This window comes from Vibrio sp., from assembly GCF_047973365.1.
Taxonomy (GTDB): Bacteria; Pseudomonadota; Gammaproteobacteria; order Enterobacterales; family Vibrionaceae; genus Vibrio.
Genome location: NZ_JBKEBW010000001.1, coordinates 1 through 11,799 on the forward strand (window position 1 = coordinate 1; position 11,799 = coordinate 11,799).

Genomic DNA, 11,799 nt, shown 5'->3' on the forward strand with positions numbered 1-11,799 from the left:
TTATTCGTAGTCATTCCATCTTGAATATTCGGATGGTCAATTAAAGAGATGGGTGTTTGATAAAGCTCTGACAGGCGTTGTTCATCAACGAGTGTTGACGCTGGGCCATCAAAAGCGATTTTGCCTTGCTTCAGGGCGACAATATGAGTGGCGTAGCGCAGAGCAAGATTAAGATCATGTAAGATGACGATAACACCACACCCTTGTTGCTGATTAAGCTGTGCAAGCAGAGCCATTAATTGATATTGATGTTGGATATCCAATGCAGAAGTAGGCTCATCCAGAATAAGCACGGGTGATTGCTGCGCGAGTAACATCGCCACCCAAGCTCGTTGTCGTTCACCACCCGATAGCTCATCCACAAACGTATCCGCAAATGCTTTAACACCTGTTTTTTCCATTGCAGAATCGATGATTTCGATATCCTGCTGACGCCACATACCTAAAGCACCACGCCAAGGGAAACGACCTAAACGAACCAGTTCTCTCACTGTCAAACCCGCACTGGCTGGTAATTTTTGCGGTAAAAAAGCAACCTCTTTGGCAAGCGCTTTACTTTTCATGGAAGCAAGAGATCTCTTATCTAAGAGTACAGAACCTTTATCCGGCGCTTGCTGACCTGACAAAAGGCTAACTAAAGTAGACTTACCTGAACCATTGTGCCCGAGCACAACTGTTAACTCATTGGTCGGTATGTTCAGTGAATCCACAGACAAGATAGTTCGCCCACCTCGCACCATTTCAACACCTGATAAGTGATACATTTTCCTACCCTTAAAGTTAAAAACTCTAAAAATGACAATTCCCGCAAGGTGCGGGAAGAAATAAAAAGCAAAAACTCACTCCTTAGAAAGGAGTGAGTTTAAAGGATTACCAGTTGTAGTTAGCACTTAGGACTACGCTACGAGACTGACCGTAGTAACAATAATAGTTACAAGCTGATACATACTCTTTGTCCAAAACGTTATTCACATTTAGCTGAGCATTCCACTGTTTCGTAATATCATACGAAACCATTAAGTCCCATAGAGTAACCCCAGGTATTGTTCGATCGCTCCAACGGGGATCATCTTTAGACTCGCCAACATAACGAACACCCGTACCAAAGTCCCATCCAGTTAAACCAACTTTTGATGCATCGTAATCTAGCCATGCAGACGCTAAATGCTTGGGAATTAATGGGGCGTCTTTGGTCCCATTACCATCAGTGTTATCTGTTTTTGCATCGGTAAATGTGTAGCTAGCTGTAAGCTTTAATCCATCAGCTAAATAACCAATACCTTCAACTTCAATACCTTGAGAGTTAACTTCACCAGCTTGAGTCGTACTATTCGTATTAGGATCAAGTATTAAAGAGTTCTTTTCCGTAATATCGAACCAAGCAACATTCACATATCCATTGATAAAGCTAGGCGTATACTTTACACCGACTTCAACTTGCTCACCTTCAAGAGGCTTATATAACTCTCCTGTTGAGTCATCAATAGTACTCAGAACATCAAAAGACTGAGAGTAGCTTACATAAGGCGATAGTCCATTATCAGCTAAGAACATTAAGCCAGCATTTAATGAGAACTGACCATCTGTACGATCCTTATCTTCACTCGCTGCTACACTTTCATTCTCAGTTTTAACTGCATCATAACGACCACCAACTAAACCAACCCATTGTTGATCTAATTTCATCTGATATTGAGCGTATAGACTAGCTTGCTGCTTTATGATTTTTCGGTCATAAGCATAATCACTTGATTCATCAATCGGAGTGTAGTTGCCATAGACAGGATTAAACGGATTAATAGAACCAAAACTAAAACTATCAGCTGGATTTTCTTCTAAACCTTTTGTTCTATGATACTGCAGGTCAACACCAAGTAACGCTGTATTTTCAACGCGAGAAGATTGCCATTTAGCAACAGCTCGATTGTCTAAAGCAAAACTATTTGTTTCACCATTACGAAATACAATTCCACGATAAAGAGTATCGGTTGTCGCATCATCATTCCAGAAAGCATAAGAACTACGAAGATATAGGTCGTTATATCCATAGTTAAACTTCTGAGACAACGTCCAAGTATCATCCAACACATGCTCTAGTTGGTAGCCAACTGATGCTTGTGTACGCTCGTACTTATCATAATTAGGCTCACCTAAGTTCGTTGATGGGTCGATAGTACCGAAGTCAGAATTAATTAAAGTACCAGCAGCGGGGAAGAATGGGTTCGTTGGAACGCCCTTATCCTCTAAATAACTTGCTAATAACGTTAATGTTGTACGGTCTGAAACATCAATCGCTAAGCTAGGCGCTATGTAAAAGCGGCTATTTTCAGTCCCGTTTAACTCGCCATCATTTTCTTTCATTAGACCAACTAGACGGTAACGTACAGAACCATCTTCGTTTGCATAGTCAGAAATATCCAAAGATAAAGTGCGAAGGTTGTTGTTACCAACTTGCAGACCAACATTCCCTTGTGGAACATCTGTTGGCTTCTTCTGCACAGCATTCACAACGCCACCAGGAGGAGCTTCACCATAAAGGATCGACGCAGGACCTTTAAGCACTTCAACTTTTTCTAAACCATAAGGCTCAAGCAACCAAGTGTAGTAGCCATCTTTAAACAAACGGCTTCCATCCAGATAAGTCGCTGCATCAAAACCGCGAACTTTAATCCAATCTGTATCATTGTCTGCACCATAAGGCTGCGATACTACGCCAGAAGTATAACGAAGCGCTTCATCCAATTTCTGAGGTGCGCGGTTAATCAAATCCTGTTCAGTTACAACAGAAACAGCCTTAGGCGTTTCCTGCGCCGGCGTATCCACCTTCAACGCAGAAGCAGTCACAACAATCGTCTCTACTGCTTGAGAATCTGTTTGAGTCATTTCTTCTGCCAAAACATTTTGGCTAATCAGAAGTGAGAATGGCACCAAGCTAAAGCGAAGCGCGGTGCGGATTGATTGACCGAGCCTGGTTAGGCGCGTATTGACCATGGTGGAACCCCTGCTAAAAATTTGAGAATTGTTGTCATTATCATTATTATGCGTGCATGCATTTTACTGATAAATATCATAATTGGAAGTACAAATGCGAAGCACTCTCAATTTCATTAATCTAGGTCAAATTAAACATGTTCCAATGGTTTGAAAAACTTACCGAAGCTTTTCCCAAAGAAGAGCCGCAAAAACCGCCCAAAACCTTATTTGCTTTTTGCCGCCATTACACTCGAGGTTTTGAAAAACCATTACTGATCATGTCACTTCTCAGTGCTTGTGTTGCTATCGCTGAAGTCACGCTGCTGCGTTATATGGGGGAGTTGGTTGATATTTTAAGCAGCCAGAATCCTGACACCTTTTGGGCCGACCAAAGTGGTCGCCTGTGGTCGATGGCGATACTCGTCGCCGTAGTGATGCCTGTGCTGGCATTTCTGCATTCCAACATCATGCACCAAACTTTACTCGGCAATTATCCGATGTCGATCCGCTGGTTAGTACACCGCTATATGCTGAAACAGAGCGTCGGCTTCTTTCAGAAAGACTTCTCTGGGCGAGTCGCGACAAAAGTGATGCAAAGTGCCCTTTCTGTACGTGAAACTGTGATGAAAATGGTCGATGTACTGGTGTATATTTCGGTCTATTTTGTTTCAATGATTTGGATGATGGGCGAATCCGATATGGTGCTGATGCTGCCAATTCTGATTTGGTTAATCACCTACATAGCGATTCAGTTCTACTTCGTTCCCAAAATGAAGCAAGTGGCTACCGAGCAAGCAGATGCTCGCTCTGTTATGACCGGACGCATTGTCGACAGTTACACCAACATCACCACAGTCAAACTGTTTTCCCATTCACAACGTGAAATGGATTATGCCGAAAGCAGCATGAAGCTGTTTTTGAAAACGGTTTATAAACAGATGCGTATGGTGACGTGCCTGCTATTTAGCGTGGATGCAATTAACTATTTGCTGCTGTTTTCCATCGCGGCACTGTCCATCAGTCTCTGGTTAGATAACGCCGTGACTGTGGGTGTGATTGCGGTTGCAATTAGTATCGCGTTGCGCGTTCAGGGCATGTCTAAATGGATCATGTGGGAAGTGAGTGCATTGTTTGAAAACATCGGTACGGTAGTCGATGGCATGAACACCATCGCTAATGATGTTGAAATTAAAGACATTGCCAATGCGCCTGAACTGACTGTGACACAAGGTGAAGTCGCCTTTAATCAAGTCGATTTCCATTACAGTGAAGAGAAACCTGTTTTCCAATCTCTGAATTTGAATCTGAAACCAGGTGAGAAAGTCGGTATCGTCGGTCGTTCAGGGGCAGGCAAGTCGAGTTTGGTCAATCTTCTGCTGCGTTTTTACGATATTCAGTCTGGTACGATTTTGATCGACGGACAAAATATTGCAGCAGTAACACAAGAATCACTCCGTCAACAGATAGGTATGATCACGCAAGATACCTCACTACTGCACCGCTCGATTCGGGAAAACATTTTGTATGGTAATCCGAACGCTGATGAAGAAGCGCTGATCTGCGCCGCCAAACAAGCACAGGCTCATGATTTCATTATTGATTTGAAAGATGAGCAAGGTCGCACAGGTTACGATGTCGAAGTGGGTGAACGAGGCGTGAAGCTTTCCGGTGGTCAGCGTCAGCGTATCGCTATTGCGCGTGTGCTACTGAAAAACGCGCCAATTCTGATTATGGATGAAGCTACATCGGCATTGGACTCAGAAGTGGAATCGGCGATTCAGGAGAACCTTGAAGTGCTGATGGAAGGAAAAACGGTTATTGCCATCGCGCACCGACTGTCAACCATTGCAGCCATGGATCGCCTGATTGTGATGGATAAAGGTGAGATCATCGAACAGGGCTCACACCAAGAGCTACTTGCGCAACACGGCGTATACGCGCAGTTGTGGACTCACCAAACAGGTGGGTTTATTGGCGAGGAGTAGTCGCCTTAGTTCTCCTCCTTCGAGGGGGAGAACTAAGATCTTAAATTCCGCGGGCTAATAACCCGGCAATAAAATCCAGTTCGTCTTTGCTCTGACCTTCGCCCAATGCCTCTAGCCACACACATTCACTGTAATGCTCGGCGCGTAGCATCAATCGACAGTCTTCGAAATCAATCAGCCATGAATGGAGATCAGCATCTTGTTGTTTCTCTACTGCGGAGGCAGACAACAAAGTCAGTAAACGCTCACCCATGGTGGGAAAAGTATCAAATTCAAACGCCTGAGTTTGGACAATCAAGCGACCTTCGGGTGCCAAATATTCCTTTAAACCGAACTCAGCCATGATGAGTTAAATGCTCCTGAATCAAATCCAAAAATGGGTCAGCATATTTTTCCAGTTTCACCTGACCAACACCGTTGACTGCCAGCATTTCACCATACGAAGTGGGCAGGATCTCCGCCATATCAATCAAAGTCGCATCACTGAACACCACATAAGGTGGCAGACCATCTTGATCGGCAATTGATTTACGCAGTTTACGTAACTTGGCAAACAAGGCTTTATCGTAATTCTTACTCGATAACTTATCAGATTTGGCGGTGCGAACGGCGGTATCGAGGCGAGGAACCGCCAGCTCTAATGTCATATCACCACGCAACAATGGACGCGCTTCTTCCGTCAGTTGTAGCGTCGAGTTGCGAGTGATGTTTTGATACAGCATACCTTTATGTATCAACTGGCGGAAAATACTCACCCAGTAGTCGTGGCTGTGATCACGTCCAAGACCGTAAGTAGAGATTTTATCATGCCCGTTTTCGCGCACACGGATGTTTTGCATGCCACGCAGCACTTCTACCGCATAGCCAATACCAAAACTTTGGTTAATCCGATACACACATGACAGCGCTTTGCGCGCTTCTTCCGTTGCATCAAAATGCTTTGGAGGGTCGAGGCAGATATCGCAGTTACCACAAGGTTTTTCACGATACTCGCCAAAGTAATTCAACAGAACCTGACGACGGCAGGTTTGTGCTTCAGCAAAGTGACTCATCGCGGTCAGCTTATGCGTTTCAACCCGCTTTTGCGGCCCTTCGCCTTTTTCATCCAACATACGACGCAACCAAGCAATATCGGCAGGGTCATACAGCATCATCGCTTCGGCAGGCAAACCATCCCGACCAGCCCGCCCTGTTTCCTGATAGTAAGATTCGATGTTTCTTGGAATATCAAAGTGAACCACAAAACGGACGTTCGGTTTGTTGATCCCCATACCAAACGCCACTGTCGCCACGACGATTTGCAGATCGTCACGCTGGAAAGCTTCCTGCACATAAGCGCGTTCATCCGTATCTAACCCGGCATGATAACTGGCTGCGCGAATGTGGTTGTTACACAGTTTTTCGGTCAGCATCTCGACTTTTTTACGGCTACCACAATAAATAATACCGCAATGACCTTTCTGCGTGGCCAGATAACGGATGATCTGCGATACCGGCTTGTGCTTTTCCACTAAGCTGTAACGAATGTTAGGGCGGTCAAAACTGCCGAGATAGATATGAGGTTCAGTCAGATTAAGGCGCTGCAGAATATCACGACGAGTTGCATCATCAGCGGTCGCGGTCAGCGCCATAATCGGCAAATGTGGGAATCGCTGCTTTAACTGCCCCAACAAGGCATATTCAGGGCGAAAATCGTGCCCCCATTGCGAGATACAATGCGCTTCATCCACCGCAATCATCGACAGCGGAATGCTATGCAAACGCTCAATAAATTCGTTGCTAAGCACACGTTCCGGTGAGACATAAATCAGCTTCACCTGCCCTGCGTGCATACGGTTATAGACGCTGATCAGCTCTTCTCGAGTTTGCGTCGAGTTCACGCACTCCGCGGGCACACCATTGGCTTTCAACTGGTCAACCTGGTCTTTCATCAACGAAATCAGTGGTGAGATCACCACAGTCACCCCCGAACGAACCAAAGCAGGGATCTGATAACAGAGAGACTTACCACCACCCGTTGGCATAATAACCAGACTGTCATTGCCTTCAATCGCCGTCTCGATAACTTCTTGCTGCCCTTCTCGGAAAGATTGATAGCCGAATACGTCACGCAAGACATCTGTTGCAGTCAACGGTGACTCTGATTGTTCAGCAGTTAAAGTAGCAGTCATCAAATCTCTCAGTGGTGGATAGTGAAAATTAACAGTGGGTAAATTAAATCAACGCAATACATCGAAATTAGCTGGCTATTGTAGAGACCTTTCCCGGTGAATAAAACCGCTAAATATGTCAGAGAATAACCAACAAAGTATGAAGAGCACAAAAATTCGACCAATCAAACAATAATTCCTTAGCTGCATTATCGGGTATTTTGCGTATATACTGCGTTTTCCTATCGCAACAACTCTGTAATACCTCAATAACTCGCTATTACCGGTGAGTAAGGTATCGCGATCTCAATCGAGAAGTAAAAGATGACTCCAGAAGAGCAAACAAACGCCAAAAAAGGCGTAATACTGGCTATTGGTGCCTACACTATGTGGGGTATTGCACCCATTTATTTTAAAACCATCACTTTCGTCCCAGCTCTGGAAATTCTTAGCCATCGCGTTATTTGGTCGTTTTTCTTTTTGGCGATAATCATCCATTTTAGCCGTCAATGGCGCAATGTGGTCAGCACCTTGCGCTCAAAACCGAAAATGCTTTATTTAGTCAGCACTGCGTTATTGGTTGGTGGCAACTGGCTAATTTTTATCTGGGCGATCAACTCTAACCATATGTTGGACGCAAGTTTGGGTTACTACATTAACCCTCTGATAAACGTTGTATTTGGTATGCTGTTTTTAGGCGAGCGTCTACGTAAACTTCAATGGTTTGCGGTAACACTTGCTGCAATTGGGGTAGCGATTCAAATCGTCGTATTTGGTTCTATGCCTGTGGTTGCTTTCTCACTTGCCATCACCTTTGCCTTTTACGGCTTGCTGCGTAAAAAGGTCAGCGTCAATGGTCAAACCGGTCTGTTTATCGAAACCTTAGTGCTGCTGCCAATTGCGTTCATCTATCTGATTTGGTTTGCTAATTCAGCCACCAGCTCAATGGCGGATAACGATTTACACCTCAACATACTGCTGATCAGTGCGGGTATCGTGACGACGTTGCCTTTGCTGTGTTTTACCGGTGCAGCAACCAAGCTGAAGCTGTCCACTTTAGGCTTTTTCCAATACATAGGCCCTAGCTTAATGTTCTTGTTGGCGGTACTGATTTACGGAGAAGCGTTCTCGACCGATAAAGCCATCACTTTCACCTTCATCTGGGGAGCGTTAGTGGTGTTCAGCTATGACGGTTTGACCCAAGGTAGAAAACGGTCTGCGGTGATGGCAGCGGCGAAATAGTCGCTGCTGCTTTGCTTATCGCTGGTGCGTTTCATTGATGACGGTACTAACAACTGGGTAAATATTCATTGTTGATGAAAAACAAGGCAAAACAACAGATGGCAGATCGCCCTTAACTCTTGTGCGAGATCTCGCACAAAGGGATAGGGAAATATCTCTTTCTGTGCTAGAAAAATGACGTTAAAAATAATTAACCTGCTGATTTTTAATAACAAGTTACTTTTTATACAAAAAATATCGGCATGCAAACGATTTCTTTGCGTTGCTGATTGCCTCGTTGCAGGTAATATGAACCTTGTCGGAAGGATGCTGACACGGAAATGGATCACTAAGGATAGTGAGCTTCAGGATGAAGTTACGGTTATTCAGGATGAATAGTCGGCAAGGAAAGCAAAATGGACATTGAACGGACTCATTCGTTACTAGGATGGTAGCGACAAGGGAATGACAATGGACACCTCTGGATGAGGCAAGGACTTAACATCAGGATGATGTCAGGGACACCGCTCAGGGAACAAGTGATGAGAGCTAACGGGGATGGTTAGCAGATCAGGAAGATCATGGACACCGCTAGGATGGCGATGAAAGGATTGCGCTGAAGGATACGGCACACTTATCAAGGAATAGATGCAGGGAGCAACTTAGTAGCCGGATTGCTGCAAGTAAGACTATAACCCCGAAGGGCTCATGCCCTCGGGGTTTTTCTTTTGCTCTACACTCGTTCCAATTTCGCGTATGCAGTAACCAGCCATTTGATACCTTCACCGTTAAACGCAACCTGAACGCGGCTTTGCGGACCGCTGCCTTCAAAGTTGATGATGGTACCTTCACCAAATTTCGGGTGACGGACACGAGAGCCGAGCGTAAAGCCCGTCTCATTAAAATTCTCTTTGACAACCGTCCGGCTGAAACGACCACTGCTTGCCGGACGACTCACCTGCGCTTTCATACGCACTTCATCCAAGCATTTCTCTGGCAGCTCGCGAATAAAGCGCGAAGGCTTGTGATACTTATCCTGTCCGTACAAACGACGCATTTCCGCGTAAGTGATGTAAAGCTTCTGCATGGCACGGGTCATTCCCACGTAACACAGGCGGCGTTCCTCTTCTAAACGTCCGGCTTCTTCAGCTGACATCTGACTAGGGAACATGCCCTCTTCAACGCCAACCATAAATACCATTGGGAATTCCAAACCTTTGGCGCTGTGCAGTGTCATTAACTGAACCGCATCATCAAACTCATCGGCCTGACCTTCACCCGATTCCAGTGCTGCATGGGTCAAGAATGCGGTCAGTAAGGTCATCTCTTCGGCTTCTTCCGGCTTTTCGAACTGACGGGTTGCTGTTACCAGCTCCTCCAAGTTCTCTATCCGCGCCTTGGACTTTTCGCCTTTCTCTTGCTGGTACATCTCAAACAGACCCGAGGTTTTGATCACATGGTCAGTTTGCTCATGCAAAGACATCTCAGCACTGTCGTCTTCTAACGCGTTAACCAGTTCAACAAAGCGCCCCAGCGACGAGGCAGCTCGCCCGGCGAGCACTTTCTCTTCTAATAGCAAAACACTCGCATCCCATAAGGTGCAACCACGATCACGAGCAGCAAGGCGAATGGTATCCAAGGTTTTATCGCCTAAGCCACGAGTGGGTGTGTTCACTACGCGTTCAAATGCAGTGTCATCGTTACGGTTAGCCATCAAGCGTAAGTAACTCAGCGCATCTTTGATTTCCTGACGTTCGAAGAAGCGCATACCGCCGTAAATTCGATATGCTAAACCCGCCTGAATCAAGGCTTCTTCCAGCACACGTGACTGAGCGTTATTGCGGTATAAAATCGCCGTATCGTCTAAAGCACCACCGTCTTCATGCCACGCTTTGATTTTACCGACCACAAAGCGTGCTTCATCCAGCTCGTTATAGGCGGAATAAACCGAGATCGGCTCGCCTTCAGCACCATCAGTCCACAGCTCTTTGCCCATACGCTCGCTGTTATTGGCAATCAGAGTGTTCGATGCTTCAAGAATGGTCTTGGTTGAGCGGTAGTTTTGCTCCAGACGAATGGTATTTACGCTTGGGAATTCTTGGGTAAACTTCTCGATGTTTTCGACTTTCGCACCACGCCAGCCATAGATAGATTGGTCATCATCGCCGACGATCATCACGTGAGTCTCTTTGCCCGTCATCTGACGCAGCCAAGCGTATTGAATGTTGTTGGTATCCTGGAATTCGTCGACCAAAATATGTTTAAAGCGAGCTTGATAATGTTCGCGGATATGTTTGTTATCACGCAATAACTCTAACGTTCGCAGCAAGATCTCAGCAAAATCGACCAATCCAGCGCGATCACAAGCATCTTGATAAGCAGTGTAGATCTGTACATAAGTTTGCGTCACTGGATCGCGGTACGCATCAATATGCGCCGGACGTAAGCCTTCGTCTTTTTTGCCGTTAATCCACCATGAGACCTGACGTGCTTGCCACTGCTTCTCATCCAAATTTTGTGCTTTTATCAGACGGCGAAGCAGACGCATTTGATCATCAGAATCGATAATCTGGAAGTCTTCTTGCAGTTTCGCATCCAGATAGTGAGCACGCAGAATTCGATGACAGATCCCGTGGAAAGTACCATTCCACATGCCAGATGAACTGCCCATCATCAACTCATCAATTCGACCACGCATTTCTGCGGCCGCTTTGTTGGTAAAAGTGACCGACATAATTGAAAACGGAGATGCCTGCTCTACCGATAATAACCATGCAATACGGTGTACCAGAACACGGGTTTTACCACTTCCGGCACCGGCGAGCACTAATAGATTTTCGAGAGGCGCAGCAACGGCTTCGCGTTGTTTATCGTTTAAACCGTCGAGTAAAAGAGAGGGATCCATCATGGCTTAGCTACTGGTTATTTATACATAATAGCGACGATTATAACCCTAAATAACGCCAACATGCTTGTAGTTCAGCCAATTTCTTTGCTTATTATTGGCTTAAATCATCGTGAATATCTGTCACCGCATCGCGCGATGCGTGACCAATGGCTTTAGTGGTGTCGCGAGTAGCATGGCCAATCGCGGTTGCAGCGTCTCGGGTTGCATGCCCAACGTCTCTGCCAGCTTGCTTAAGCTCAGCGCAGCCTAAAAGCAACAATGTTGCGAATAAAGAAATGATTAACGCCTGTCCCTGAATCATAGTTATCTCCTTTTAAATCCAAATTTTCTGTTTTAAAAGCAAAGCCACTCTAACAAATAACCCCGCCAGATAAAGCGGGGCTATGTTATTTTTTGAACTGGATTATCTGAATATACTCAAACTACTTGAAGTTGCAGGTAGGCGGCAAGTGAGCGAATCCCCATGAGCATAGATAAGCTATGTGATTGGGGTGAGCGAGCTCAGCCCCCATACCAAAACATTAAAGCGCTGCAGCTTCAAGTAGGAAGAGTATAACACCAA

Annotated in this window: 8 protein-coding genes; 2 read left to right on the top strand and 6 right to left on the bottom strand. The window is 45.4% G+C overall.

Annotated features, from left to right (window positions below):
* Together ACK5MF_RS00005 and ACK5MF_RS00010 are read right to left on the bottom strand one after the other, a co-directional pair.
* A partial coding sequence (locus ACK5MF_RS00005) for an ABC transporter ATP-binding protein (protein WP_416918137.1) occupies positions 1 to 764 on the bottom strand: 764 nt, incomplete at its 3' end.
* 106 nt (positions 765 to 870) lie between these two features.
* Complete coding sequence (locus ACK5MF_RS00010; protein WP_416918151.1) at positions 871 to 2,883, bottom strand: TonB-dependent siderophore receptor; 2,013 nt, start codon at positions 2,881 to 2,883, stop codon at positions 871 to 873.
* Between the two features lie 245 nt (positions 2,884 to 3,128).
* Between ACK5MF_RS00010 and ACK5MF_RS00015 the strand changes: the two genes are divergently transcribed.
* On the top strand, positions 3,129 to 4,958 hold the full coding sequence (locus ACK5MF_RS00015) for an ABC transporter ATP-binding protein (protein WP_416918139.1): 1,830 nt from the start codon (positions 3,129 to 3,131) through the stop codon (positions 4,956 to 4,958).
* 40 nt (positions 4,959 to 4,998) lie between these two features.
* Here the strand turns inward: ACK5MF_RS00015 and ACK5MF_RS00020 are convergent, their stop codons facing one another.
* Together ACK5MF_RS00020 and recQ are read right to left on the bottom strand one after the other, a co-directional pair.
* Positions 4,999 to 5,301, bottom strand: coding sequence for a DUF3630 family protein (locus ACK5MF_RS00020; protein ID WP_416918141.1), 303 nt, complete (start codon positions 5,299 to 5,301; stop codon positions 4,999 to 5,001).
* Positions 5,294 to 7,129 (bottom strand): ATP-dependent DNA helicase RecQ, encoded by a 1,836-nt coding sequence (recQ, locus tag ACK5MF_RS00025; protein ID WP_416918143.1) that lies wholly within the window; start codon positions 7,127 to 7,129, stop codon positions 5,294 to 5,296. Before recQ ends, ACK5MF_RS00020 begins: the two co-directional genes overlap by 8 nt.
* A 303-nt stretch (positions 7,130 to 7,432) precedes the next feature.
* Between recQ and rarD the strand changes: the two genes are divergently transcribed.
* Positions 7,433 to 8,350 (top strand): EamA family transporter RarD, encoded by a 918-nt coding sequence (gene rarD / locus ACK5MF_RS00030; RefSeq protein ID WP_416918145.1) that lies wholly within the window; start codon positions 7,433 to 7,435, stop codon positions 8,348 to 8,350.
* 712 nt (positions 8,351 to 9,062) lie between these two features.
* Here the strand turns inward: rarD and uvrD are convergent.
* Positions 9,063 to 11,237 (bottom strand): DNA helicase II, encoded by a 2,175-nt coding sequence (uvrD, locus tag ACK5MF_RS00035; RefSeq protein WP_416918147.1) that lies wholly within the window; start codon positions 11,235 to 11,237, stop codon positions 9,063 to 9,065.
* Between the two features lie 91 nt (positions 11,238 to 11,328).
* Entirely contained in the window at positions 11,329 to 11,538 is a 210-nt protein-coding gene (locus ACK5MF_RS00040) for a hypothetical protein (RefSeq protein ID WP_416918149.1), read from the bottom strand.
* Between the last annotated feature and the right edge of the window lie 261 nt (positions 11,539 to 11,799).

Excerpts from the sequence above, each read along its gene's own strand:
- recQ (WP_416918143.1), bottom strand. The coding sequence starts at position 7,129 with ATGACTGCTACTTTAACTGCTGAACAATCAGAGTCACCGTTGACTGCA.
- ACK5MF_RS00010 (WP_416918151.1), bottom strand. The coding sequence starts at position 2,883 with ATGACTCAAACAGATTCTCAAGCAGTAGAGACGATTGTTGTGACTGCT.
- rarD (WP_416918145.1), top strand. The coding sequence starts at position 7,433 with ATGACTCCAGAAGAGCAAACAAACGCCAAAAAAGGCGTAATACTGGCT.
- uvrD (WP_416918147.1), bottom strand. The coding sequence starts at position 11,237 with ATGATGGATCCCTCTCTTTTACTCGACGGTTTAAACGATAAACAACGC.
- ACK5MF_RS00020 (WP_416918141.1), bottom strand. The coding sequence starts at position 5,301 with ATGGCTGAGTTCGGTTTAAAGGAATATTTGGCACCCGAAGGTCGCTTG.
- ACK5MF_RS00040 (WP_416918149.1), bottom strand. The coding sequence starts at position 11,538 with ATGATTCAGGGACAGGCGTTAATCATTTCTTTATTCGCAACATTGTTG.
- ACK5MF_RS00015 (WP_416918139.1), top strand. The coding sequence starts at position 3,129 with ATGTTCCAATGGTTTGAAAAACTTACCGAAGCTTTTCCCAAAGAAGAG.